This is a genomic window from Streptomyces angustmyceticus, from assembly GCF_040701845.1.
Classification (GTDB): Bacteria; Actinomycetota; Actinomycetes; order Streptomycetales; family Streptomycetaceae; genus Streptomyces; species Streptomyces angustmyceticus_A.
On the sequence record NZ_JBFBHQ010000019.1, the window covers coordinates 12423 to 36678 of the forward strand.

Annotated in this window: 21 protein-coding genes and 3 tRNA genes; 10 read left to right on the plus strand and 14 right to left on the minus strand. The window is 72.3% G+C overall.

The window, feature by feature from the left end; all coding sequences use genetic code 11:
- The first annotated feature begins 136 nt into the window (after positions 1-136).
- The 3 genes from AB0411_RS28140 (at position 137) to AB0411_RS28150 (ending at position 2942) form a co-directional block, all read left to right on the plus strand.
- The gene (locus tag AB0411_RS28140; protein ID WP_366420081.1) at positions 137-1126 is read left to right on the plus strand and encodes a TetR/AcrR family transcriptional regulator C-terminal domain-containing protein; all 990 of its coding nucleotides are present in this window, start codon (positions 137-139) and stop codon (positions 1124-1126) included.
- The gene (locus tag AB0411_RS28145) at positions 1110-1769 is read left to right on the plus strand and encodes a hypothetical protein (protein WP_366420082.1); all 660 of its coding nucleotides are present in this window, start codon (positions 1110-1112) and stop codon (positions 1767-1769) included. Before AB0411_RS28140 ends, AB0411_RS28145 begins: the two co-directional genes overlap by 17 nt.
- Before the next feature lie 141 nt (positions 1770-1910).
- Positions 1911-2942, plus strand: a complete 1032-nt coding sequence (locus tag AB0411_RS28150) for a rod shape-determining protein (RefSeq protein ID WP_366420083.1) — start codon at positions 1911-1913, stop codon at positions 2940-2942.
- A 128-nt stretch (positions 2943-3070) separates the two neighbouring features.
- Here AB0411_RS28150 and AB0411_RS28155 read toward each other — a convergent pair whose 3' ends face one another.
- From AB0411_RS28155 to AB0411_RS28165, 3 genes are all read right to left on the minus strand, one after another.
- Positions 3071-3667, minus strand: a complete 597-nt coding sequence (locus AB0411_RS28155) for a histidine phosphatase family protein (RefSeq protein WP_366420084.1) — start codon at positions 3665-3667, stop codon at positions 3071-3073.
- A complete protein-coding gene (trxA, locus tag AB0411_RS28160) occupies positions 3664-4074 on the minus strand; it encodes a thioredoxin (protein WP_366420085.1) in 411 nt (136 codons plus the stop codon). Before trxA ends, AB0411_RS28155 begins: the two co-directional genes overlap by 4 nt.
- Positions 4075-4393: 319 nt before the next feature.
- On the minus strand, positions 4394-4756 hold the full coding sequence (locus AB0411_RS28165) for a cupin domain-containing protein (protein WP_366420086.1): 363 nt from the start codon (positions 4754-4756) through the stop codon (positions 4394-4396).
- Between the two features lie 265 nt (positions 4757-5021).
- Here AB0411_RS28165 and AB0411_RS28170 point away from each other — a divergent pair, with 265 nt between their 5' ends.
- Positions 5022-5897 (plus strand): glycosyltransferase family 2 protein, encoded by an 876-nt coding sequence (locus tag AB0411_RS28170; protein WP_366420087.1) that lies wholly within the window; start codon positions 5022-5024, stop codon positions 5895-5897.
- Between the two features lie 194 nt (positions 5898-6091).
- On the opposite strand, the gene AB0411_RS28175 is transcribed toward AB0411_RS28170, so the two are convergent.
- Complete coding sequence (locus AB0411_RS28175) at positions 6092-7045, minus strand: DUF5996 family protein (RefSeq protein ID WP_366420088.1); 954 nt, start codon at positions 7043-7045, stop codon at positions 6092-6094.
- A 374-nt stretch (positions 7046-7419) separates the two neighbouring features.
- Here AB0411_RS28175 and AB0411_RS28180 point away from each other — a divergent pair, with 374 nt between their 5' ends.
- The 4 genes from AB0411_RS28180 (at position 7420) to AB0411_RS28195 (ending at position 10773) form a co-directional block, all read left to right on the plus strand.
- Positions 7420-8103 carry a hypothetical protein gene (locus AB0411_RS28180; protein ID WP_366420089.1) on the plus strand — a complete coding sequence of 228 codons (684 nt, stop codon included), beginning with the start codon at positions 7420-7422 and terminating at the stop codon, positions 8101-8103.
- Positions 8104-8241: 138 nt separating this feature from the next.
- Positions 8242-8490, plus strand: a complete 249-nt coding sequence (locus tag AB0411_RS28185; RefSeq protein WP_366420090.1) for a hypothetical protein — start codon at positions 8242-8244, stop codon at positions 8488-8490.
- Positions 8491-9067: 577 nt separating this feature from the next.
- Entirely contained in the window at positions 9068-9310 is a 243-nt protein-coding gene (locus AB0411_RS28190; protein WP_366420091.1) for a hypothetical protein, read from the plus strand.
- Between the two features lie 143 nt (positions 9311-9453).
- On the plus strand, positions 9454-10773 hold the full coding sequence (locus AB0411_RS28195; RefSeq protein ID WP_366420092.1) for a VanZ family protein: 1320 nt from the start codon (positions 9454-9456) through the stop codon (positions 10771-10773).
- Between the two features lie 1180 nt (positions 10774-11953).
- On the opposite strand, the gene AB0411_RS28200 is transcribed toward AB0411_RS28195, so the two are convergent.
- From AB0411_RS28200 to AB0411_RS28210, 3 genes are all read right to left on the minus strand, one after another.
- A tRNA-Ile gene (locus tag AB0411_RS28200) sits at positions 11954-12027 on the minus strand.
- Positions 12028-12205: 178 nt separating this feature from the next.
- A tRNA-Asn gene (locus tag AB0411_RS28205) sits at positions 12206-12278 on the minus strand.
- Between the two features lie 5 nt (positions 12279-12283).
- Positions 12284-12356: transfer RNA gene (locus AB0411_RS28210), tRNA-Asn, on the minus strand.
- 219 nt (positions 12357-12575) lie between these two features.
- On the opposite strand from AB0411_RS28210, the gene AB0411_RS28215 reads away from it, so the two are divergent.
- Entirely contained in the window at positions 12576-12875 is a 300-nt protein-coding gene (locus AB0411_RS28215) for a YtxH domain-containing protein (protein ID WP_366420093.1), read from the plus strand.
- A gap of 66 nt (positions 12876-12941) precedes the next feature.
- Positions 12942-14423: an FGGY family carbohydrate kinase gene (locus AB0411_RS28220; protein ID WP_366420094.1), complete on the plus strand. Its 1482-nt coding sequence runs from the start codon at positions 12942-12944 to the stop codon at positions 14421-14423.
- A 390-nt stretch (positions 14424-14813) separates the two neighbouring features.
- On the opposite strand, the gene AB0411_RS28225 is transcribed toward AB0411_RS28220, so the two are convergent.
- The 7 genes from AB0411_RS28225 to AB0411_RS28255 form a co-directional block, all read right to left on the minus strand.
- Positions 14814-16061 (minus strand): RNA polymerase sigma factor, encoded by a 1248-nt coding sequence (locus AB0411_RS28225; RefSeq protein ID WP_366420095.1) that lies wholly within the window; start codon positions 16059-16061, stop codon positions 14814-14816.
- Positions 16062-16198: 137 nt separating this feature from the next.
- Entirely contained in the window at positions 16199-18115 is a 1917-nt protein-coding gene (dnaG, locus tag AB0411_RS28230; protein WP_366420096.1) for a DNA primase, read from the minus strand.
- Positions 18116-18202: 87 nt separating this feature from the next.
- Positions 18203-19204, minus strand: coding sequence for a pyridoxal-phosphate dependent enzyme (locus tag AB0411_RS28235; protein ID WP_366420097.1), 1002 nt, complete (start codon positions 19202-19204; stop codon positions 18203-18205).
- Positions 19205-19213: 9 nt separating this feature from the next.
- Entirely contained in the window at positions 19214-20479 is a 1266-nt protein-coding gene (locus tag AB0411_RS28240; protein WP_366420098.1) for an NAD(P)/FAD-dependent oxidoreductase, read from the minus strand.
- A gap of 249 nt (positions 20480-20728) precedes the next feature.
- Positions 20729-22042 carry a deoxyguanosinetriphosphate triphosphohydrolase gene (locus AB0411_RS28245; protein ID WP_366420099.1) on the minus strand — a complete coding sequence of 438 codons (1314 nt, stop codon included), beginning with the start codon at positions 22040-22042 and terminating at the stop codon, positions 20729-20731.
- Entirely contained in the window at positions 22039-22920 is an 882-nt protein-coding gene (locus AB0411_RS28250) for a sirohydrochlorin chelatase (RefSeq protein ID WP_366420100.1), read from the minus strand. Before AB0411_RS28250 ends, AB0411_RS28245 begins: the two co-directional genes overlap by 4 nt.
- 194 nt (positions 22921-23114) lie before the next feature.
- The gene (locus AB0411_RS28255; RefSeq protein WP_366420101.1) at positions 23115-24140 is read right to left on the minus strand and encodes an adenosine deaminase; all 1026 of its coding nucleotides are present in this window, start codon (positions 24138-24140) and stop codon (positions 23115-23117) included.
- Positions 24141-24256: the final 116 nt, after the last annotated feature.

The window sequence follows — 24256 nt, forward strand, 5'->3', positions numbered from 1 at the left end:
AACAACAGCACAGACAAGGGAGTTAGAGGTGCATCACACTAGTGCACCTGCTCGATGCGATCCCCTGGTGAGGGGCGCACTGTTACGCTCCCAGCTCGGCATCATCGCCCTGGTGCACTAGTACGGAGGTCATCCCGTGGAGCGCTCGTCCCCGCCGCCCTACCGCCGGATCGTCGACGCGATCCGGCACCGCATCGACACCGGCGAGCTGGCGCCGGGCGACCGGGTGCCCTCGACCCGGCGGATCACCCAGGAGTGGGGGGTGGCGATGGCGACCGCCACCAAGGTGCTGACGACGCTGCGTCAGGAGGGCCACGTACGGGCCGTGCCGGGGGTGGGCACGGTCGTGGCCGAGCCGCGGCGGACCGGTCGCGGCACCCCCGCGCGCGAGCGGCGCCCCCGGGAGACGGACAGCGGGCTCAGCCGCGACCGCGTCGTACGGGCCGGGATCAAGGTCGCCGACGCCGAGGGGCTGCGGGCACTGTCGATGCGCCGGGTGGCCGCCGAGTTCGGGGTGTCCTCGATGGCGCTCTACCGTCATGTGGCCGGCAAGGACGAGCTGGTACTGCTGATGGCGGACGCCGCGTTCCACGACATCGAGCTGCCCGAACCGGCACCGGACGACTGGCGCGCGCGGATGGCGGCGGGCGCGCGGCTGCAATGGGAGCTCTACCGGCGGCACCCCTGGCTGGCGCAGTACCTGTCGCTCACCCGGCCGCAGCCGATGCCGCGGGCGATGGCACTGATCGAATGGACCATGGCGCGGGTCGAGGGCATGGACCCGGTGACGCTGATTCACATGGCGCTGACGCTGCTGGGTTTCGTACGGGCCACCGCCGCCGGGTTCGAGGACGATCTGGAGGCCGAGCAGGAGACCGGGATGGACCAGGGCCAGTGGATGGCCACGATGGAGCCGGTGTTCGAGGGCATCCTCGCCTCCGGCAGCTACCCCATGTACGCGGGCGTCTCGGGGACCGACGCGGACGTGGTGACCCCGGACTCGCTCTTCGAGTTCGGGCTGGCCCGCCTGCTGGACGGGATGGCCACGCTCGTCGACGGCCGGCGCCCCGCCGCCGCGGAAGGCCGCGCCGTCCACGACCATGTCCCTCATGAACGGCACCTCTGACACCGATCCGCCCGCCGGCCCCGGCACCGCGTCCGGGCTGCCGGGACCGGTCGCCTTCCAGCTCGTCCTGCTGCGCCGGATGGCCGACCACCACCCCGGCCTGGTCGAGGACGCGCTGCGCACCCTGCGGGTCTCCCGCGCCGACCTGCGCGAGGCCAACCGCCGCTGGCAGGCACGGATGCACGCCCCGCGGGCGCGCGGCGGCGTCCAGCCGTATCGTGCGCTGCTCGGCACCCCCGAAACCGTCGCCGCCCGCCGCCTCGGCGACCTGACCTGCGAGGCCCTGACCTGGCCGGTGCCGCTCTGGCCCGATCTGCGGTTCGAGGTCCTCACCGGCACCCGGGGCGCCGTCTGGAACGCCTGGCTCGTCCGGGCACCCGGCGCCAGGGCCCCTGACCTGCGGACGACCGAGGATCTGCGGCCCTGGTCGTGCACGGTCGACGAGGTCGCCCGCGCCTTCGCCCCGGCCCGCCCGAGGGAGGGCAGCGCCCCCACCCGCTGGCAGCTGGCCTGCACCGCGCCCGGCCCCGACGGCACGCCGGAGGACCTCGTCGCGGAGTTCACCTGGGGGCTGTACCAGCGGCTGACCGGACGGACCCCCGCCGCACCCGCCGATCACCCCGGCATCACCCCTTCGCCCTAACCGCCCCTTCCCCGTCCCCCGAGCGGACCTTTCCAGCAGGCGGACGTCCGGGCCCGACCGGAGGATGGCGCACGAGCGGTCCCTGCGAACAGGCCGCACGAGCGCTTTCGTCCATACCGGCCCGTCGGGGAGGAATCATCCATGACCATCAGCCTCGCCCAATTGCGGCGGTGCTCGGCCGCCGTCGACCTCGGAGCGGCCCGGACCAGGGTGTATGTGAAGAACCAGGGGCTGGTGGTCGATGAGCCGACCGTCGCCGCCATCAACACCCGTACCGGCGCACTGCTGGCCGTGGGCGCCCAGGCCGAGGTGATGGACGGGCGCACCCCCGACTACATCCGGGTGGTGCGTCCGGTCTCCAACGGCACCATCGTCGACATCGACATGGCCCAGCGGCTGCTGCGCACCCTGGTCGGCGAACGACTGCGCAAGACCTGGCGGCGCCGCCCCACGACACGGGCCGCGGTCTGCCTCCCCTACGGCAGCGAGCCACTGGCCCAGCGGGCGGCCGTGGAGACGCTCACGGGGCTGGGGGCGCGGCGGGTGGAGCTGGTCGACACCCTGGTCGCCGCGGCGGTGGGCTCCGGGCTGCCGGTGGAGCAGCCCGAGGCCACCATGATCGTGGTGTGCGGCGCGGGCACCACGCAGGTCGCGGTGCTCTCGCTCGGTTCGATCGTGGCCGCGGAGACCGTGCCGGTGGGCGGCAACGCCATCGACCACGCGGTGATCCAGCATCTGCGGCTGCACCACGAGCTGATGCTGGCGGGCCAGGCGGTGCGGCCGCTGCAGATGATCCTCTCCGGCGGCGACGGCCTGACCCCCGGCTCCACCGAGGTGCACGGCCGGGACGTGGTCAGCGGGATGGCGCGTTCCGTCCACGTCGACACCGAACGGGTCAGGGACGCCATCACCACGCCGCTGACCGCGATCCTCGACGGCATCGGGTCCGTGCTGCGGCGCTGCCCGCCGGACCTGGTGGCGGACCTCGGGGAGCGCGGCATCGTGCTGGCGGGCGGCAGTGCGCTGATCCCCGGGCTGGAGCCGATGATCCACCAGGCCACGGCCATGCCGGTGCACACCGCCGACCGTCCCGACACCTGTGCCGTCATGGGGCTCGGCGCCATGATCGAGGGCAAGGTACAGCCCCTGCACCTCGATCCGATGGATCCGTAGGCGCGCCACCGGGCGGGATCCGCGCGGACCCTTGTCGACTTGTCACCTCAGGGGCTCGGGGCCCCTGGGTCTCCGGGCGCCACAGGCCCCGGGGGCACCACAGCCACCGGGCCTACGGCCACCCGCCGCTACAGACTCCGGGCGTTCCAGGCGACCACGGCGGGGCGGTCGTGCTCGGTCCCCAGGACGCCGACCGCGCCGGTCTCGAACGTGAACAACCCCCCGGCACCGGGCGGCAGCCCGAGCCTGCGGGCGGCCAGCACCCGCAGGAAATGGGCGTGCCCCACCAGCGCCACATCCCCCTCGTCGGCCGCGAGCCGGGGTGCGAGCCGCGCCAGCACCCGGTCGGCACGCGCCCCGACCTGCTCCGGCGACTCCCCGGGATGCCCGTCGGGCCCCTCGGCGACGCCGTCGGAGAACAGGTACCAGCCGGGCCGGCCGCGGTGGATCTCGGCGGTGGCGATGCCCTCGTAGCCGCCGTAGTCCCATTCCCGCAGGTCGGCGTCGATCTCCGGGCGGGCGAGGCCCGCCAGCTCGGCGGTGCGCAGCGCCCGCCGCATCGGGCTGGCGTACACCTGCCCGATCTTCCGGTCCGACAGCAGCGGCCGCAGTGCGCGGGCCTGCTCCTCACCGTGGGCGGTCAGCGGCAGGTCGGTCCAGCTGGTGTGCCTGCCGTCCCGGCTCCACTCGGTCTCGCCGTGCCGGACCAGAAGGAGGTCGCTCACGAGCCCTGCGCCTGCTGTCCCTGCTCGGCGGCCTGGGCCTGCTCGCTCTGCTGGGCCTCGGTGACCGACGCCCGGACCTCGTCCATGTCCAGCGCGCGGGCCTGGCCGATGACGTCCTCCAGGGCCTCCTCGGGCAGCGCGCCCGGCTGGGCGAAGACCGCGATGTTCTCGCGGACGATCATCACGGTCGGGATGGACTGGATCTGGAGCGCCTGGGCCAGCTCGGGCTGCGCCTCCGTGTCGACCTTGGCGAAGACCAGGTCGTCGTGCGTCTCGGAGGACTTCTCGAAGACGGGGCCGAACTGCTTGCACGGACCGCACCACTCGGCCCAGAAGTCGATGAGGACGAAATCGTTGCCGGAGACGATCTCGTCGAAGTTGTCCTTGGTGAGCTCGATGGTGCTCATGCGTGTTTCCCTGCTTCCGGTCTGTCGACGATTGCCAGTCGGTCTCCGGCTGCGGTAACGGGCACAACCCGTGACGTATTCCGCACGCCGGACCGTGCCGCACCCCTGCCCACCGATCGCGTTCCTAGACATCGCGATCTACGTGGCGAACCCCACGCCGCCCACCGGGCTCCACCACGGCGCCCAGGGCACCCCGCACCCCCCTGCTCTCCCCCTTCCGCCCCTTCTGCTCCCCCTTCCGCCCCTCCGCTCTCGCCCTTCCGGCGCGCCCCGGGGACCTCGCCCCCGCGGCCTCCCCGAAGCGCACCATGCGCCGCACTCAGCCCTTGGCCTTGGCGTAGTCGGTCGCCATGCCGCCCGCGAAGTCGTACAGGACGACCTGCTCGTCCCCCACGACCCAGGCGTCGTGACCGGGCGGGATGACGAACACGTCGCCGGGCCCCACCTCGGACTCCGCTCCGTCGTTCATTTTGATCCGCATCCGGCCCTGGACCATGTAGCAGTTGTGGTGGACCTCGCAGCTCTCGGTGCCGACAATCGGCCCCACCGACTCCGTCCAGTGCCAGCCGGGCTCGAAGGTGGCCACGGCGAAGTCCAGTCCGGTCAGATGCAGGGCTTCGAGGTGGCCTCGGGGAAAGTCGCGCCGTTCATCCGGCTTGTCGACCGTCTTGACTTCCATCATCAGGGGTTCCTCCATCCACCCCCCTGGCCATCCGTGCGTCCCCCCTGGTCCTTCCATGGTGCGCCGCGCCGGAGCGCGCGGCCACCGCGTCCCGGCGGGCGGGCGACCACCGGCCCGCGACCGCCCCCGGCCGACTCGGGGCACCGGACAAACCGGCTCCCCCACGGGCGCCGGCCGGGATGTCGCCGGGGAGGTGCCGTGGCGCGCAACGGCCTCCCCCGGCGGCTAGCATCGCGAAAGGACCGCCAAGAACGGAGCTTCTTCTGTGCGTCATCTGCGCGTAGGCGTCGCCATCTTGACCATGGGAAACCGTCCCGCCGAACTGCAGGCGCTGCTGGACTCGGTCGCCAAGCAGGACCTCCCGCCGGCCCACATCGTGGTCATCGGAAACGGCTCGCCGCTCCCCCCGCTGCCGCACGGCGCCGTGGGCGTCGAGCTGAGCGACAACCTGGGCATCTCCGGCGGCCGGAACGTCGCCCTGGACGAGCTGCGCAAGCTCGGGGACCTCGATGTGGTGGTCGACCTGGACGACGACGGCCTGCTGATCAGCCCCGACGTGTTCAGCCGGCTGGCGGAACTGCACACCCGGGACCCGAAGTTGGGGGTCGTGAGCTTCCGCGTCGCCGACGAGCTGGGCCGCACCCAGCGCCGGCACGTCCCCCGCCTGCGCGTCGGCGACCCGGCACGCGGCGGCCTCGTCACCACCTTCCTCGGCGGCGGCCACTCGCTGTCCGTCCCGATGCTGGACGAAATCGGCGGCTGGCCCGACGAGTTCTTCTACGCGCACGAGGAGACCGACCTCGCCTGGCGGGCCCTGGACTGCGGCTGGCGCATCCGCTACGCCCCGGAGCTGGTGCTCCAGCACCCGTACACCTCCCCCACCCGGCACGCCGTCTACCACCGCATGGTCGCCAGGAACCGCGTCTGGCTGGCCAAGCGGCACCTCCCCGCCCTCCTGGTACCGCTCTACCTCGGCGTCTGGGCACTGCTGACGGCCGCCCGCAGCCGCTCGACCGCGGGCATGCGGGCCTGGGCCGCGGGCTTCGCCGAAGGGGTACGCACCCCGTGCGGACGGCGCCGGCCGATCCGCTGGCGCACGGTATGGCGCATGACGCGGCTGGGCCGCCCGCCGGTCATCTGAGGAGGCGGGCTGCGGCCGGTTGTCCGTCGGGGACGGCCTGCTCACGGGTGGCCCAACGGGCTCGGCCTGCCCGCCGGTCGCCCCCCGGATGCCCCCGCCTGCCGATCATCCAACGGACTCGGCCCGCCGACCGTTCGTCTGACGGACCGGACCCGCCCACCGGTCGTCGGACGGACCGGGCCCCCGCCCGTCGCCTAACGGTCCCGCGCCGCCCTCGCCAGCAGGTACGGGTCCGTCACCCCGCCCGGGCAGGCGAGCCGTTCACTGTCCCACCCCGCACGGCGGGCGCCGGCCTGATACGCGCTCTCGTAGAAGCCGAGCACGGCCGCGCGGGGATCAGCCGCGGTGCGGGCCTCGTCGTAGGGCAGCACCGCCAAGTGGCTGCCGCCCCGGGCGGACCACTGCGCCGCCGCGGGCCGAAGCGGTTCGTCGGCCAGCCCCGCGGGCTCCGGAGCGGTGTAGGAGTAGAACGCGGGCGCGCCGAAGGAGTCGTCACCGAACCAGAAGCCGAAGCTGATGACCTCCCGGGAGTACGCCTCCCGGGTCACCGGGTCGACCTGCCCGGGCTGGTCGACGTGCCGCCCGGAGAACCGGGTGTGCGCGATGTCGAAGGTGTGCCAGAAGTGGTGCACGGGGCTGACCTTCCCCGAGTAGTCCGCGGCGAACTCCTCCAGCACCGACGCCACCTGGCTCAGCACCTGCCAGTAGCGGTGGGCGTGCCCGGCGTCGTAGGTCGCATGCTCGGTGTCCTCGGCAAACGGCCGCCCGGCATCGGGCAGGTCGAACGGCCGCGGCACCGCAAGCGCCACCCGTACGCCCAGCGCGTCCAGCGCCTCCATGACCGCGGTGTAGAAGGACGCCACCGACCGGCCGGCGAGCGGGAAGGACACCGCCCGACCGTCCAGCGTCGCGACGACCAGCTGGTGCCCGACGAAGTCGAAGTCGATCGTGAAGATCGGGTTCCCGTCGAGCTGCCCCATGGGGCGGGTGGTGATGCCACGTCCGGTCAGATGGAACGGCACGTTCCACCAGTGGTTCCGCCGGGCGCTGGCCGCGAGCCGGACCTTCCCGACGACCTGCGCGAAGCGATGGAGCGTCTCTTTGGTGTCCCGCCATTCGGCGAACGGGATCGTCGGAAACAGCTCCATCGTCATCACCTGCCCTTCCCGCCCGGCACTCCTGACGGCCGGACGGGGCCTGGACGACCAGATGACCACGCCCGCAAACAGACGGCACATCCTCGGACCCAAGAGGCCCAACCACCCCCACCCGGCGCCCGGGCCGGTCACCGGCCACCGCCATGACCGTGGCCTCGGCCTGCCAGATGCCCCGGTCCCCGCAGACTGCGAGGTGTTCCCACCCAGGCGGCGCGGCCCGGCTCTTCGGGGGCTCCTTGGTCTTCTTTCCCCTGCTCACACCGGGTTAGCCGGACGTTAGCGGAGCAGCAGCTTCCCGATAGTGACCCCGAGCAGAGTGGGTGACGTACCGAGGAGACAACGAACCGAAGTCCTGGGGGACCGAAATGAGCTCCAGCAGCACCGTCCGCACCGCTCGTCGCCGCACCCTGCGGGTTGCCGCCGCTGCCCTGGTCGCGGCCGCCGGCCTCACCCTGACCGCCTGCTCCGGCGCGGACGCCGCCGGCGCGAAGCCCGCGGCCCACACGGACAAGAACGCGGCCGCCGCCGAGTCCAGCGCCGCCGGCTGGTCCGGACTGCAGAGCTCCGACGCCAAGCCGGGCGTCGCGGGCCGGCAGGCGGGCAGCGCGCCCGCCGCCAACAGTGCCAAGGCGGCGTCCCCGGTCCGCATCCAGCGCCTGGCGGACGGCATCAGCAAGGCCGAGATCTCCAAGCTCGGCGACCAGCACTACCGCGCCAGGATCGTCGCCCGCGGTTCGGTCCTGGCCACGCTGGAGACGAAGGACGGCGACGCCGGGCTCGACGCCAACGACATGTTCGTCACGCTCACGCTGGACGGCCAGGTCCACTCCTGGATGGGCGGCGGACACCAGGGACCGGGCACCTTCAAGCTCGCGGGCGGCTGGACGGCCAAGGTCACGAAGACCGGCGACGCCCGGTACCGCGCTCAGATCATCGGCCACGACGGCGTGGCCGCCACGCTGGAGGCGAACCAGCAGGACACCGGCGTCGACGCCAACGGCATCTACATCGTGCTCAGCGCCGGCGGCGTGATCAGCGCCCACGCGTAAACGCCCGCCCGGCCGCACGCACCCGGCAGCCCTCGTCGGCCCCATCGGCCGACCACTCGGTACCGGCCCTGGACAGGGGCCAAGAACACCTCTGAGCCGGACCAGCTCGGAGAAGCAAGGCCAAGCAAGGAGAAGACCATGAAGTCGTGGCGTACCCGTATCGGTGTCGGTCTCGCAGTCGGCGCCGCAGCGCTCGCCATTCCCCTGACCGCCACCACCGCCTCCGCCGCCCCTCCGCCCGGCGACGGCTGGGTGCCCGTCGGCGCCCTGAAGTACCCCTCGAAGGCGGCGTGCGAAGCGGCCGAACTCCCCCAGGCCCAGGCGAACGGGTACCACGAGGTGTGGTGCGACGACAGCGAGACCATCATGCCCATCTACAGCCGCTGACCACTCTCCACCCGGCGAGGACTCACCCCGCCGACACCACGCCAAAAAGTCCGCTGCCCCGGTGCGCCGCACCGGGGCAGCGGACTTTCTCCTTCACGGTTCGGCATGCCGGCGTGAACTCTCGGGCCACGGCGACTCCCCCGAGCCGGCGCCCACCCCCGAACCGCCGAGGTGCGTGGGGAGCGGGCCCGGCGCCCCGCGTCGCCCTGCTCCTGGGCATGAAGCCGGGAATGGCCTACGCGGTGACGTACCAGCGGCGGCTTCGCCCGCCCTTGGATGCGCAGGAACGCGGCACCCGGAAACCCCCCGCACCAAGATCGAACTTGTGTTAGATTTCTTCTCGCCGTAAAGGCCATGTGAACAATCAAGGGGGGATTGCATGAACTCGCGTTTTCGTGCAGCAACTGCTATCGCGTCAGTCGCTGTCCTGATGCCTTTCGTGACCGCAGCCAGCGCAAGTGCCGCACAGACCAAGAACGAGGCTGTAACGGCAGCCGCCGCCGATTACAGCTGCCCGCACGACGGGTACATCACCAACTGGGACGTGTGCACCGATATCAGCAATGGTGTTCTGCTCATGAACTCGACGAGCAAGGGCACGTACATCGATGTCTCGTACGACAAGCAGTCGGGGGGCTCGGTTTCCTGCAAGGTCGGCTACCTCCGGAGCGGCACGAACCACTGGAGTTCCACCAAGAAGTGCAGCACTTCGCTGATAGCTTCACAGCAGTGGTCGCCCTCCGCCTCGTGCAGCGCGGACGTCGGCCTTCTCTACTCGGGTGGAAACACGTACCAGACTCCGCCCACCAGGAAGTGCTAGCACCCCCTCCTCCCGCATGACCTCTTCATAGGCATGCTCGTCGTGGACTTCACAGAGCTGCACGTGAGTCCGTTTTTGCCCCCTTGCGGTGTGCCGCAAGGGGGCGCTTGCACATGCACAGAAACACTTCAGGGGAGCTGCCCATGCTGGAAGCCGTATTCAAAGGCCACACAGCATTCATCATGTCCGCGATCGTCCTTTCCCTGGCCTTCTTCGGAGCTGTCTTTTTCGCTGCGAAGAAGAGAACGGATCGCCCGTTCCACCTCGCCTTGTGGTGCACCTCCATGCTGAGCGTCTCCTTCTTGACGCTGTGGACCACCGGGGGAAGTCAGGGATCTGGCAGATGCGTGGTCAACCTGAAGTTCCTGGAGCCCTTCGGCACCGAACAGGGCCTGCTGAACTGCCTCATGTTCGCGCCAGTGGGCTTCCTCGGGGTGCTGGTGACGCGCAGGCTCTTCCCCGCCTTCGCGATCAGCATGGGGCTCTCCGTGGCAATTGAGACCGCCCAAGGCGCCCTTCCGGCCATCGGGCGAGCGTGCGACACCAGCGATCTGCTCGCCAATTCCGTCGGCGGCCTCCTGGGTGCACTCATCGCATTCCTCATCACGCGCGCTCGCCCAGGCGAATTGACTGCCTGGCGGTTGAACGCCCCTCGGGCAATTGTCACGTGGGTGGCCTTCGCCGTGATCATTGGCGTCGTCTGGTCAACCTCCATCCAGTCGCACGCCGTAAAGGCCACCGAAGCAGTAGGGTCTGCGGGCAGCGATCAACGCACGGCGGCGATCGCCGCCGTGCGCGAAGCATTCGGCAACCACTACACGGTCGGCAATGTGCAATTCTCCTCCTCGCCGGATTCCGGCAGCGGCACGATCATGGCGAGCCTGCCCGTCGGCTTCGTCCAGGTGAACTGGCCGAAGGGCAATGAGATAACAGCCAGCCTCGACATGTCGGACAGCGGAAAATCGTCCGGTTTTCCAGTGCCGGGGTCCCCGGCCCACATCAAGAAATCCACTGAGGCGAAAAAGGTAGCGACCACCTACGCCGAGAAGCACTTCCCGTGGGCCCTCGCGGGGAGCACGGCAGAAGTCTCCCCGGTGGGAGACGATGCCGCTCTGGGATGGATGGTCAGTTGGCGCAAACGTCTCCATGGCGTACTCATGCCGATGCGCCTGGACGTCCAGATCGATCGCGCAGGACACGTTTCCCAGCTATCGACTCGGAAATCTCCTGATGTCGACGTCCCTGCCATCCGGGTCAGCAAGGACAACGCTATACAGCGCGCCAAGCACTCCGCTCCGGGATGCCGAAAGGCCGAAGTGGGGGAGTTGCTCGCGGTACCGGAGAAGGCGAATTGGAATGCGGTATGGCGCATCTTGGTGACCTGTAAAGACTCCTCCATGATTGCTCATGTCAACGCCCACTCCGGCGCGGTGGAGGTGAAGGAGAAGAGCCCCCTGCCGTAGTCCGCAAGAGTGGGGTGGCGGCCCGGTGCGGTGGGCTCCTTGCCGCGACTGAGCACAAGCCCGCCGGCCCCGCCGAGGGCAACGGTGCGCGTGCGGTGAGGGCCTGGTGCGCAGTCACGTCCAGGCCCTCGCGCAGCGCAGCGCGAGGGGCGCCCCATGCCTGCCCGTGGCGACCGGGCCCGCCGCACCGCGCCGGGGCCCGCTCCGTACGGGCCAGGGGAGCCGGGCCCGCGCCGTACGGGCCAGCGGAACCGGGCCCGCAAGTCCTCGCAGGGGCGGAAGCCGGCATGACGCACCCTCATGAAGCCGATGAGCCCGGACGGGGCCGCCGGAGCGGAACGACCGCGCTCCGGTGGCGGCCGTCGTGCTGGAGACCTGGCACGGCGCTGTCGCCGGTCGCGGGCACGGCCTCGTCGTCGACGGACCGGAGCGCGCGACCGAGGCAATCGGCTGAACCTGATCAGGCGTGAGCACGAGCGCCCGGCACGACTTCTTCGCCTTCGGGACGCCGCGGAACGTTCCGCGCCCGCCTCGCCGCTTCCCGGCTCGCTGCAACGCGGCGAGGGCGGTACAGCAGGCCATGGAGGGGTCGCGAAGGTCTTCGGCGCGCACCTTCGCCTGCACACCGCCGCTGGGGAGGAAGCGGGCCGGGCCTGCCGTGGCGGAATCGCGGATCCACTGACCGACGTGGTCGCGGGTGAGCCTGTCCCCGCTGCCGGACACCGACAGCTCTCCGACCACGGCACCATCTGGTCATCAACGAACTTCGTGTAGTTCGTTCGAGTGCGGTCGGACATGTCCGCCAGTGATCCCGCGCAGGCATGAGCGTAGATCCGGAACCTCTCCGAGACCGGCACGGGGGCGGCTGCTCGTCCGGCTCAACGAGCCTTCCCTCTCGGCCCGACCCGACCGCCCTTGCCGACCCTGGCCGTTGGCCGGATCGAGGGAGCGTCTCGCCGCGCCGTCGCCGGCGGAGGCCTCGCGCTGCCGGCTGCCCGTTCGAGCGCCGCCCGGCCGGGCGCACACGGCACGGGAGGGGTCTTGGGGCATGCGCGGGGTGGTCCTGACCGACCTCGCGAAAGCCCTCGCACCAGGGGCCCGTGCGGCACCTGTGGGGCGTTCTGGCCCTGCGGGACCTCCCCGGAGGGAGGTTCCCGCAGGTCACCTAGATGCCGTGCGGTGGGGCGGGTGGGACTCGAACCCACGGCCGACGGATTATGAGTCCGCTGCTCTAACCGGCTGAGCTACCGCCCCCCACGGCGCGTCGCGCACATTTGTGCGCGCCGTCTGCCGCAGCATAGCCGCTCATACGATCTGTTGCCCGTGAGGGCTGCCGTCGCGCGACCACGCACGCCCAAGAGGACTTCGATCACGGGTCGTTCGGTTCCGCGGCACAAGAAAAAGGACCCCTTCCGGGGTCCTCTTCTCTCTGCTCCCCCGACTGGACTCGAACCAGTAACCCTCCGGTTAACAGCCGAATGCTCTGCCAATTGAGCTACAGGGGACCGAGCTCCCCCGACTGGACTCGAACCAGTAACCTGCCGGTTAACAGCCGGCTGCTCTGCCAATTGAGCTACAGGGGATTGCTCTGTGTGCCTCGAATGCACTGCTGTCCGGGGTTCCGGACGGCGCGCGTTCGCTGCGACACATACATTAGCGCAAGCAGGGGGGTGCTCCGCCAATCGGTATCGCCTCAGGTCACCTCGGGTGATCTCCGGCCCCGGAGGGTAGGCGCGCGAGACAGCCAGGCACTCGGGTGCGTACCGGCACCGGAGGGGTCCGACGACAGGAAGGGTGGAGCAATGCGCTACCGGCTCACGTTCATCGCGGGACTGGCCACGGGGTATGTGCTCGGCGCACGAGCAGGTCGGGAACGGTACGAGCAGCTCCGCAAGACCGCCCAACGGATCACGCAGAACCCCGCGGTCCGGAACACCGCGGAGTCCGCCGCGCTGACCGGGCGCGAGGCGGCGTCGAAGGCGTTCGGGACGGTGTCGGCCAAGGTCGGCGACCGGCTGCCCAGCTCGGTCGGCGACCGGGTCCGCTCTCTGCGCGAGCAGCGCTCCCCCGGCGAGGACGACTGGGGCACGAGCAACACCTGAGCCGGCCGTCCCCGGGGGAAACCCTGAGGCTGCTCCTATGCGTCGTATGGGGCATCATCTGGGTCCATGGGGATAGTCGCCGGATTGGACAGTTCGTCCGAGAGCACACGGATCGTCGTCTGCGATGCCGACACGGGTGCCGTCATCAGGCAGGGATACGCACCGCACCCGGTCGAGAAGGGGCCCGAGGTCGATCCGCAGGCGTGGCTGATGTCACTCGGCGAGGCGGCGGGCCGCGGGCTGCTCGAAGGGGTGCAGGCGATCGGCGTCTCCGCGCAGCCGCACGGTCTGATCCCGCTGGACGTCGAGGGCAACCTCGTCCGTCCGGCGCTGGTGGGCAACGACAAGCGGGCGCAGGGCGCCGCCGCGGACCTGATCGACTCGCTGGGCGGGCGCAGCGCGTGGGCGCAGGCCGTCGGCGCGGTGCCCCAGGCGACCCACGCCGTGACGAAGATGCGCTGGCTGGCGCGTACGGAGCCGGCGCATGCGGCCCGGATCGCGGAGATCATGCAGCCGCACGACTGGCTGGCGTGGCAGCTGCTGGGGCGTCCCGCGCGGCGTACGACCGACCGCGGCGGGGCTTCGGCGACCGGCTTCTGGTCGGCGGCGACCGAGACGTACCGGCCGGATCTGGTGGAGCTGGCGCTGGGCCATCAGGTGCGGCTGCCGGAGGTCCTGAGCCCGTCGGGGACGGCCGGGTTCACCCCTGAGGGGCTGCTGATCTCCGCCGGGACGGGCGAGACGATGGCCGCCGCCTTCGGGCTCGGCGTCGGGGTGGGCGACGCCGTGGTGTCGCTGGGCGCCTCGGGGTCGGTGTTCAGCATCCACCACGAGGCGCTGGCGGACCCGACCGGCACGATCACCTCGTTCGCCGACGCGACCGGCCGGCATCTGCCGGTGGTGCACACCAGCAATGCCGTGCGGGTGCTGCGCGGGGCGGCGGAGATGCTGGGGACGGACCTGGAGGGCCTGTCCGAGCTGGCGCTGAAGTCCTCGCCCGGCGCGTACGGCATGGTGCTGCTGCCGTATCTGGAGGGCGAGCGGACGCCGTATCTGCCGCACACCGCCGGGTCGTTGCACGGGATGCGGCGGGAGAGCATGAAGCCGGAGCACATGGCGCGGGCCGCCGTGGAGGGCATGCTCTGCGGGCTGGCGGACGCGCTGGACGTGCTGCGCGGGCGGGGCGTGGCGGTGCGCCGGGTGTTCCTGCTGGGCGCGGCCGCCGAGCTGGGCGCCGTGCAGGCGGTGGCGCCGGGGCTGTTCGGGGTGCCGGTCGTGGTGCCGCAGCCGGCCGACTACGCCGCGCTGGGCGCGGCCCGGCAGGCGGCCTGGGCGTGGGGCGTGGCGCACGGCACGCTCACCCCGGCCCCGGGCGCGGAGTCCGGCGCGGGCGGCGGGGCCGCATGGGTCGATCCGCCGCAGTGGCCGGCCGCCGCGAGCCAGGTCTTCGAGCCGGGCGAGGAACTGCCGGTCGGCCAGGCCGTGCGGCAGCAGTACACGACGGTGCGCGACGAGATCCATCCCGGGGCGTTCCAGCGATCGGGGTGATCCGGGGAATCGGGGCGATCGGGGTGCTCGGGGTGCGGTGCCGAGGCTCGCGGGGCGAGGGCCGCAGAGCCGGGTGGCCGGGTGGCCGGGTGGCCGGGTGGCCGAGTGGTCTGACGGCCCGGAGGCGTAGCAGCCCGGCGACGCGGCGGACCAGTGGCCCGGCACGCCCGGCGACCCGCCGGCTCGGGAGTTCGTCGCCCCGGCGGCTCGTGGGCCCGACGCCCCACCAGCACGGTGGCTCACCGCCCCGGTGGCTCACCGCCCCGGCGGCTCATCGGCGCGGCGGACCGACCGCCCGGTGGCTCGTTGGCCCGGCAGCTCGTTGCCTCGGCCCGGCGGCCCGGCATGCCGACACCCCGCCCCTCCCGGCGCCCCGACCGCCCCGCGGGCTCAGTCGAGATAGCCGCGGAGCTGGTCGGCGAAGGCGTGGTCGCGGAGCTTGTTGAGGGTCTTGGACTCGATCTGCCGTATGCGTTCGCGGGTGACGCCGAAGATCCGGCCGATCTCCTCCAGGGTGCGGGGGCGGCCGTCGGCGAGGCCGTAGCGGAGCTGGACGACCTTGCGTTCGCGTTCGCCGAGGGTGGAGAGGACCGCGTCGAGGTGCTCGCGGAGCAGCAGGAAAGCGGCGGACTCGACGGGTGAGGCGGCGTCGCCGTCCTCGATGAGGTCGCCGAGGGCGACGTCCTCCTCCTCGCCGACGGGGGCGTGCAGCGAGACCGGCTCCTGGGCCAGCCGCAGCACCTCGCTGACGCGCTCCCCGGTCAGGTCGAGGTGGGCGGCGACCTCCTCGGGCGTCGGCTCGTAGCCGCGTTCCTGGAGCATCCGGCGCTGGACCCGCACCACGCGGTTGATCAGCTCGACGACATGGACCGGGACGCGGATGGTGCGGGCCTGGTCGGCGAGGGCGCGGGACATGGCCTGGCGGATCCACCAGGTGGCGTAGGTGGAGAACTTGTAGCCGCGGGCGTAGTCGAACTTCTCCACCGCGCGGATCAGTCCGAGGTTTCCCTCCTGGACGAGGTCGAGCATGGTCAGCCCGCGGCCGACGTAACGCTTGGCGACCGAGACCACCAGGCGCAGATTGGCTTCGATCAGGCGTCGTTTCGCCATCCGGCCCAGCACCACCAACTGGTCCAGGTCGAAGGCGAGTTGGGAGGAGAGGTCGGGGGTGTTGACGAGCTTCTCCTCGGCGAAGAGGCCGGCCTCGACGCGGCGGGCGAGCTCGACCTCCTCGGCGGCGGTGAGCAGCGGGATCCGGCCGATCTCACGGAGGTACTGGCGGAAGAGATCGGAGGAGGGGCTGCCCGCCTCGGGGCGTGGTGCCGGCTCCGGAATGATCTCCTCGACGATCATTTCGGCGGCGGGCGGTTCGGCCTGCTGCGGCACGGTGAGCGGATCGGGGGCCGGTTCCACATCCGGTTCCGCATCCGGCTCGGTGACCGGCTCTGCTGCGGGCGGCGCGTCGGCGAGGGTCCGGGTCTGCACGGGGGCGACCTCCAGGGTGATCGCTGCTGAGGCGGCAGAAAGGTCGGGCACGGTTGCGGCCGAGCCGCCGTCCGTCCCGTACGTCAAGAGCGGTTCCGCGGGGGATTCCGGCGCGGTGCGACCGGGCCCGCCGCGCTCCGAGGACTCAGGCACCGCTCCTCAGTGTGGAGTACGACACAGTCCCGCCACGAGGGGCGTGCGACCACTTTTTGAGTCCGGTCCGTGACCGGACGGCTACCGCGGGGAGTGTCCGCAGGCGCTAAGAGGCCCTGGGAGCCCCCGCAGATCCCCTACAGGGCGGCGTAGCCGCGTTCGCGGAGCGACTGGCCGTACTGCTGGAGGACCCAGAGTTCGTTCTGTACGGCGGCGAGGTGCGCGGGGTCGGCGCGGGGGCCGAGGCGCTGGAGGGTCCCGCGGATCTCCGTGACGCGCTGGTTGACGGCGGCGAGGCGGACGGCGACCAACTGGACGCCGGCGTAGGCCTCGTCGGGGTCGCGGCGGGTGTGCAGCGGTTCGACGGCGAGTTCGGTGACCATGGCGCGGACGGTGTCGTCGGGGGCGGCCTCCCGCACCCGGGGGACGTACGCACTGTCGTTGGCGCCGGCCGTGGTTCCGCCGGCGTCCTCGATGCACTGGCGGACCACCGCGTAGGGCGGGGCGGTGAACTCGTCGGCGCCGTACGCGTCGAAGGCCGGGGAGACCAGGTCGGGGCGCTGCAGCGCGAGCTTGAGGAGCTCGCGCTCGACGCGGTGGGCAGGGCTGCGGAGGTTGAGCGCCGGGCCGCGCGGGCCGGGCGCGGGGCGGGCCTGCTCGGCAGCGGGGGGCTGGCCGCGGCGCTGCTGACGGCCCTGGTCGGGGCCGCCGTCACGGCCGCGCTCACGGGCCCAGCGGGCGAGCTGGCTGACGCGCTTGACCACGAACTGGGTGTCCAGGATGCCGAGCATGCCGGCGAGCTGGACGGCGGACTCGTGCTGGATGGAGCTGTTCTTGATGTTCGCGACGATGGGGGCGGCCTCGTCGAGGGCGGCGGCGCGGCCGACGGTGGTGTCGAGGTTGTGCCGGGAGACGACATGGCGCAGCGCGAACTCGAAGAGCGGGGTGCGGGCCTCGACGAGGTCGGCGACGGCCGCATCGCCCTTGGCGAGCCGCAGGTCGCAGGGGTCCATCCCGCCGGGGGTGATGGCGATGGAGGTCTCGGCGGCGAACTTCTGGTCGTCCTCGAAGGCGCGCAGGGCGGCCTTCTGGCCCGCGGCGTCGCCGTCGAAGGTGAAGACCACCTCGGAGCCGGCGTTGTCCATCAGCAGCCGGCGGAGGATCTTGATGTGGCCCTCGCCGAAGGACGTGCCGCAGGTGGCGATGGCGGTGGTGACTCCGGCCAGGTGGCAGGCCATGACGTCGGTGTAGCCCTCGACGACGACCGCGCGGTTGGTCTTGGCGATCTCCTTCTTGGCGAGGTCGATGCCGTAGAGGACCTGGGACTTGCGGTAGATGGGGGTCTCGGGGGTGTTGAGGTACTTGGGGCCGTTGTCGTCGTCGCGGAGCTTGCGGGCGCCGAAGCCGACGACCTCGCCCGCGATGTCGCGGATCGGCCACATCAGGCGGCCGCGGAAGCGGTCGATGGGTCCGCGGCGGCCCTCCTGGGCGAGGCCGGAGAGGACCAGCTCCTGGTCGCTGAAGCGGCGGCCGCGCAGGAAGCGGGTGAGGTGGTCCCAGCCGGCCGGGCTGTAGCCGACGCCGAAGTGCTGGGCGGCGGCCTGGTCGAAGCCGCGCTCGGCGAGGAACTTGCGGGCGATCTCGGCCTCGGGGCCGTCGAGCTGCTCGACGTAGAACTGGGCGGCGGCCTTGTGGGCCTCCACCAGGCGGGTGCGCTCGCCCTGCTGGCGGCCGGGGGTGTAGCCGCCCTCCTCGTAGCGCAGGGTGATGCCGGCCTGGGAGGCGAGCCGCTCGATGGTCTCGGCGAAGGAGAGGTGGTCGAGCTTCATGATGAAGTCGACGGTGTCGCCGCCCTCCTGGCAGCCGAAGCAGTGGTAGAGCCCCTTGGCCGGGCTGACGTGGAAGGACGGGGACTTCTCGTCGTGGAAGGGGCACAGGCCCTTGAGGTTGCCGCCGCCGGCGTTGCGGAGCTGGAGATACTCGGACACGACGGCGTCGATCGGGACCGCGTCCCGCACCGCCTTCACATCGTCATCGTTGATCCTGCCTGCCACGCGTGAATTCTACGGCCGGGGTCGGACACATCCGGCCGCGAGCCGCCCGCGAGCGCCGACGGCCTCCCCCGGCCACCGCCGCCCCGCCTACCCCATCAGCTCCACGAACCGTTCCACTCCCACGTTGCCGCCCGAGATGATCACACCGATGCGGGGCGGCAGGGGGGTGAGGCGTCCGGCGAGGAGGGCGGCGAGGGCGCTGGCGCCGCTGGGTTCGGTGACGATCTTGAGGCGTTCGAAGGCCAGCTTCATGGCCGCGCGGATCTCGTCGTCGCTCACCAGGACGACCGAGTCGAGCAGCCGCCGGTTGATGGAGAAGGTCAGCTCGCCGGGGATCTCGGCGGCCTGGCCGTCGGCGATGGTCCGGGGCACGGGAACGGTGACGCGGTGGCCGGCGGCGAGTGAGCGCAGGGTGTCGTCGCCGGCCGCCGGCTCGACGCCGATCATCCGGATGCCGGGGACCAGGGCGGTGGCGGCGGTGGCGGCGCCGGCCATCAGCCCGCCCCCGCCGACCGGGGCCAGCAGGGCGTCGAGCGGGCCGGTCTCCTCGATCAGCTCCAGGGCGGTGGTGCCCTGGCCGGCGATGATGTGCGGATGCTCGTACGGGGGGACCAGGACGAGGCCGCGTTCCTCGGCGAGCCGCCGGCCGATCGCGACCCGGTCGCCGGTGTAGCGGTCGTAGGTGACGATCTCGGCGCCGTAGCCGGCGGTGGCGTCCATCTTGGACCGCGGGGTGTCCTCGGGCATCACGATGACGGCACGGCTGCCCAGCTCCCGGGCGGCCAGCGCGACGGCCTGGGCGTGGTTGCCGGAGGAGTAGGCGGCGACCCCGCGGGCCAGCTGCTGCGGGGAGAGCCGGGAGAGGGCGTTGTAGGCGCCGCGGAACTTGAAGGCGCCGATCCGCTGGAAGTTCTCGCACTTGAGGTGGACCTCGGCGCCGACCAGCGCGTCGAGCGTGCGGGAGCGCAGGACCGGGGTGCGGTGGGCCACGCCCGCCAGCCGCCGGGCGGCGTCCCGGACGTCGTCGAGGGTGACGGCAGGGACGTCGGTGCTGCCGGAGCCGGTGGGGCCGGTGGGGCTTGGCGTCATAGGCGCACGCTACGGGAGCAGCGCCGGCAGCGGAACCTCCGGATCGGCCAGCGCGCCGGGCTCCAACGGGGCGCCGGAGCGGATCAGTTGCTGGATGGATTCGGCGACGTCCCAGACGTTGACGTTCATGCCGGCGAGCAGCCGGCCGTCCGCCGCCAGCCAGAAGGCGATGAACTCCCGCTTGGCGACGTCGCCGCGGCAGACGACCTGGGCGTACGAGCCGGGCGGGGCGTAGCCGGAGTACTCCATGCCGACGTCGTACTGGTCGGAGAAGAAGTACGGGATGCGGTCGTAGCTGATGTCCTGGCCGAGCATGGCGCGGGCGGCGGCCGGGCCGCCGTTGAGGGCGTTGGCCCAGTGTTCGACCCGCAGCCGGGTGTCCAGCAGCGGGTGGTCGGCGGCGGCGACGTCACCGGCGGCGTAGATGTAGGGGTCGGAGGTGCGCAGCGCCGCGTCGACGGCCACCCCGCCGCCGGTCTCCGGGTCGGCGAGGTCCAGCCCGGCCTGTTCGGCGAGCGCGGTGCGCGGGGCGGCGCCGATCGCGGCGAGCACGTCGTGGGCGGGGTGTTCCTCGCCGTCGTCGGTGCGCACGGCGAGCACCATGCCGTCCTGTCCGACGATCTCGGTGAAGCGGGCGCCGAAGTGGAAGCGCACGCCGTGCTCGCGGTGCAGGTCGGTGAACAGGCCGCCGAGTTCGGGTCCCAGGATGCCGTGCAGCGGGGTCGGGGCGGGCTCGACGACGGTCACCTCCGCGCCGTAGGAGCGGGCCGCCGCGGCGACCTCCAGGCCGATCCAGCCGGCGCCGGCGATCACGAGGTGGCCGTTGTCGCGGCCGAGGGAGGCCAGGACGCCGCGCAGCCGTTCGGCGTGGGCGAGGCGGCGCAGGTGGTGCACGCCGGCCAGGCCGGTGCCGGGGATGTCCAGGCGCCGCGGCTCGGCGCCGGTGGCCAGCAGCAGCTTGTCGTAGGCGATCAGGGTGCCGTCGCCGAGGCGGACGGTTCTGCCCTCGGGGTCGAGGCGGACGGCGGGCTGGCCGAGGTGCAGCTCGATGTGGGCCTGGGCGTACCAGGCGGGCTCGTGGACGAACACGCTGTCGCGCTCTTCCTTGCCGAGCAGGAACCCCTTGGAGAGCGGGGGGCGCTCGTACGGGTGGTCGCGCTCGTCACAGATGAGGATCACCCGGCCGGTGAAGCCCTCCGCGCGGAGAGTCTCCGCGGCCTTTGCGCCGGCCAGGCCACCCCCGACGATGACGAACGTCTGGTGTGCGTCGACCACTTGCTTCCTCCTCGTTGCGGTGCCGTACGTCCGCGTCCGCGTCCGTAAACGCCCCCCGGTGTCCCCCCGTCGTCTCCCCCGATGGATGTGCTCGGTGCCGTCGGGGTTCCGTTCGCCGGTGAACGGGTGTCCCGTGCGCTGTGTGGTCAGGGTGCTGTGTTCACTGTTGTCAGGGTGCTCCGTTCGAAACGGTCGGGTTCGAGCGTCCCGCACGGAGCGTGAGGGGGGAAGAGGGGCTTCCCCCCAGGGTCACCCGCGGTGGTCCGTGCTGTGACCAGGGTGTCGGGTGAGACGGGCGTGCAGAGAACGGGCCGAGGTGTCGGTCAGCGCGGCGATCTGGTCGATGACGGCGCGCATGCGTGCGGTGTCGTCGGGGGCCGCGTCGAACAGTGAACGGAACTGCGGGTCAAGGCCGTCGGGGGCGCGGGCGAGCAACGCGTCGGCCAGTTCGGCGATGACGACGCGCTGGTCGGCACGGAGCGCCTCCTGGTCGGGGCGCTGCATGACGTACCGGTCGGCGACGGCTTTCAATACGGCGCATTCCAGCCGGGTTTCGTCCGGAACCACCAGCTCCGCCGCGTAGCGGGTCAGCCGCCCGGTCCCCCAGCGGGCCCGGGTCGCGCTCTCCGCCGCGAGGCAGAAGCGGCCGATCAGCTGGCTGGTGGCGTCCTTCAACCGGGCCTGGGCGAGCGCGGAGCCGTCGTAGCCGTGCGGCCACCACTCCTGATCCAGCAGGCGGTCCAGCGCCGCGGCCAGCTCCTCGGCGCCGGCGCCGGGCGCGTAGCGCTCACCGGCGACCGCGAAGATCTCGGCGCGTTCCGCGTCGGCGAGCAGCAGGTTGGGGTCGAGGTGTCCGGCGTGCAGCCCGTCCTCGACGTCGTGCACCGAGTACGCCACGTCGTCGGACCAGTCCATGACCTGCGCCTCGAAGCTCCGCGCCCCGGCGGGCGCGCCCTGCCGGAACCAGTCGAAGACCGGCAGGTCGTCCTCGTAGACGCCGAACTTCGGCGACCCGGGGTCGGTGGGGTGCGCGCCGCGCGTCCAGGGGTACTTGGTGGCCGCGTCGAGGGCGGCGCGACTGAGGTTCAGGCCGACGCTGACCGCCGAGCCGTCCGGGGCGGGCACGAACCGCTTGGGCTCCAGACGGGCCAGCAGCCGCAGGGACTGGGCGTTGCCCTCGAAGCCGCCGCAGGGCGCGGCGACGTCGTTGAGCGTCTGCTCGCCGTTGTGCCCGAAGGGCGGGTGGCCGAGATCGTGCGCCAGGCAGGCGGTCTCGACCAGGTCCGGGTCGCAGCCGAGGGCGGCGCCGAGCTCCCGGCCGACCTGGGCGCACTCCAGGGAGTGGGTCAGGCGGGTGCGCGGGCTGGCGTCCCAGGCGGGGGTGAGGGCTCCCGGGGTGACGACCTGGGTCTTGCCGGCCAGCCGGCGCAGGGCGGCGGAGTGCAGCACCCGGGCGCGGTCGCGCTGGAAGGCGGTGCGTCCGGGCCGTTTGTCGGGCTCGGGGACCCAGCGCTCGGTGTCGGCCGTGGTGTAGCCGGGGATGGTCGGTGGTGTGCCCGTCATACCGCGACGGTAGCCGCCTTGGCGCTCTCGGGGTCGGATCCGGTACGCGCGAGGAGCGCCTGGTCGTAGCGGTGCAGTACGAGACGGGCCAGTGCGGGGTGGTCGCCCAGGGGTGCGGCGGCGGGCCCGGGGGCGGCGGCCGCGCACCGGGTGGCGAAGCGTCCGGGGGCGGTGAAGCAGGAGGCGACGGCGATCCGGTCGTGGCCGCGGGCGGTCAGCTCGCGGATCGCGTCGGGGACGGTGGGGGTGGCGGCAGAGGCGTAGGCGGGCAGGACGGGGGTGCCGTCGAGCCGGGCCGAGAGCAGTTGGGCGGTGCGCTCGGTGTCCTGGGCGGACCGCGGGGCACGGGAGCCGGCGGCGGCCAGGACCACGGCGGTGCGCGGGGAGCGGCCGGCGGGGACTCCGGCCTCCAGGAGGCGGTCGTGCAGCGCCTCGGCGAGGAGGGGGTGCGGTCCCAGGGGTTCGGCGACCCGGCCGGTCAGGTGGGGTGCGCCGGTCAGCGCGGCGGGCAGGTCGTGGGTGACGTGATGGCCGCGGCCGAAGAGCAGCGGGACGAGGACGGCCGCACCGTCCAGCTCGGCGAGGGTGTCGTCGAGCAGCGGGCGGTTCAGCTCGATGTGCCCGAGCCGTACGGGCAGGCCGGGGCGGAGCGCACGGACCCGGTCGAGCAGGGCCCGGACGGTGGGCAGGGCGCGGGGGTCGCGGCTGCCGTGGGCCACGGCGACGAGGGTGGGGGGCGGCGGCGCCGGGCGGCGGAAGCCGTGCAGCCGGACCCGGCCGAGCCGGGTGCCGAGCTGTGCGCTGATCTCGGCGGCGAGGTCTCCCGCGCCGAGGGGGCCGGGGGACGCGGAGGGCGGGTGCGGTATCGGCGCCGTCATGCCGTGAGCCTGGCAGGGGCTCGTTGCGGTGCCGTTTCCCCGCGGCGAACTCCGTGTTCCCTCCGGCTGCCACCGGGGCCGGCGGCGCGGACAGGACGGGACGACGGGACGGGCGGACGGGGCGAGCGGCAGGGCCCGCCACGGCCCCTGCCAGCCGCTTCCGGCCCGCCCTGCCGTCCGGCCCGCGCTGCGCCCTATGCCCCGTGCGCGTCGACCTCCCGCAGGTACGCGGCGCGGTCCGCCTCGTCGAGGAAGGAGGCGCGGAAGGAGTTGCGGGCGAGGGTGCGCAGCGTCTCGGGGTCGAGGCCGAGGGCGTCGCGGACGGCGGTGAAGTTGTCGTCCGCGTAGCCGCCGAAGTAGGCCGGGTCGTCGGAGTTGACGGTCACCAGCAGCCCGGCGTCCAGCATGGCGGGCAGCGGGTGGTCGGCGAGGTCGTCGATGACCCGCAGCCGGACGTTGGACAGCGGGCAGACGGTGAGCGGCACCTGGTCGGCCACCAGGCGGGCCACCAGCCGCTCGTCCTCCAGGGAGCGCACCCCGTGGTCGATCCGGTCCACGCCGAGGACGTCCAGGGCCTCCCACACATAGGCCGGCGGGCCCTCCTCGCCCGCGTGCGCGACGCACTTGAGCCCGGCCTCCCGGGCCAGCGCGAAGACCTGGGCGAACTTCGACGGCGGGTGGCCCACCTCGGCGGAGTCCAGGCCGACGGCGGTGATCTTGCCGAGGTGCGGGCGGGCCGCCTCGAACGTCGCCAGGGCGGATTCGGCGCTCTCGTCGCGCAGGAAGCACATGATCAGCCGGGTGCTGATGCCGTAGGTCTCCTGGGCGCTGTCGAGGGCGCGGGCCAGGCCGTCGATGACGGTGCCGATCGGGACGCCGCGCGCGGTGTGCGCCTGCGGGTCGAAGAAGATCTCGGCATGCCGTACGCCCTGTTCCCGGGCGCGGGCGAGGTAGGCGTGTGCCAGCTCGGCGAAGTCGTCCTCGGTGCGCAGCACGGCCATCAGCGCGTAGTAGAGGTTCAGGAAGGACTGCAGGTCGGTGAAGGAGTAGGCGCGGCGCAGCTCGTCCTCGGTGGAGTACGGCAGCGCGACGCCGTTGCGTGCGGCGAGCGCGAAGGCCAGCTCGGGCTCCAGGGTGCCCTCGATGTGCAGATGCAGCTCCGCCTTGGGCAGCGGCGCGGGGGCGGTTGCGGCGGAAGGGGAGGACGGGGAGGAAGCCACGCGGGTCACACCTGTTCTGCGGTACGGGAAGTTCTGCGGTACGGGAAGGGGTTGCGGACGGGGGTCACGGGACCTCGCCGGTGAACCGGAAGGGGCCCGTCCGGCGAGGAGCCGCC

What these genes read in the sequence shown, in the direction of transcription:
- AB0411_RS28145 (WP_366420082.1), top strand. Translation starts at nt 1,110, where the DNA reads ATGAACGGCACCTCTGACACCGATCCGCCCGCCGGCCCCGGCACCGCG.
- AB0411_RS28150 (WP_366420083.1), top strand. Translation starts at nt 1,911, where the DNA reads ATGACCATCAGCCTCGCCCAATTGCGGCGGTGCTCGGCCGCCGTCGAC.
- trxA (WP_366420085.1), bottom strand. Translation starts at nt 4,074, where the DNA reads ATGAGCACCATCGAGCTCACCAAGGACAACTTCGACGAGATCGTCTCC.
- AB0411_RS28165 (WP_366420086.1), bottom strand. Translation starts at nt 4,756, where the DNA reads ATGATGGAAGTCAAGACGGTCGACAAGCCGGATGAACGGCGCGACTTT.
- AB0411_RS28175 (WP_366420088.1), bottom strand. Translation starts at nt 7,045, where the DNA reads ATGGAGCTGTTTCCGACGATCCCGTTCGCCGAATGGCGGGACACCAAA.
- AB0411_RS28180 (WP_366420089.1), top strand. Translation starts at nt 7,420, where the DNA reads ATGAGCTCCAGCAGCACCGTCCGCACCGCTCGTCGCCGCACCCTGCGG.
- AB0411_RS28185 (WP_366420090.1), top strand. Translation starts at nt 8,242, where the DNA reads ATGAAGTCGTGGCGTACCCGTATCGGTGTCGGTCTCGCAGTCGGCGCC.
- AB0411_RS28190 (WP_366420091.1), top strand. Translation starts at nt 9,068, where the DNA reads ATGAACTCGACGAGCAAGGGCACGTACATCGATGTCTCGTACGACAAG.
- AB0411_RS28195 (WP_366420092.1), top strand. Translation starts at nt 9,454, where the DNA reads ATGCTGGAAGCCGTATTCAAAGGCCACACAGCATTCATCATGTCCGCG.
- AB0411_RS28215 (WP_366420093.1), top strand. Translation starts at nt 12,576, where the DNA reads ATGCGCTACCGGCTCACGTTCATCGCGGGACTGGCCACGGGGTATGTG.
- AB0411_RS28220 (WP_366420094.1), top strand. Translation starts at nt 12,942, where the DNA reads ATGGGGATAGTCGCCGGATTGGACAGTTCGTCCGAGAGCACACGGATC.
- AB0411_RS28235 (WP_366420097.1), bottom strand. Translation starts at nt 19,204, where the DNA reads ATGACGCCAAGCCCCACCGGCCCCACCGGCTCCGGCAGCACCGACGTC.
- AB0411_RS28245 (WP_366420099.1), bottom strand. Translation starts at nt 22,042, where the DNA reads ATGACGGGCACACCACCGACCATCCCCGGCTACACCACGGCCGACACC.
- AB0411_RS28250 (WP_366420100.1), bottom strand. Translation starts at nt 22,920, where the DNA reads ATGACGGCGCCGATACCGCACCCGCCCTCCGCGTCCCCCGGCCCCCTC.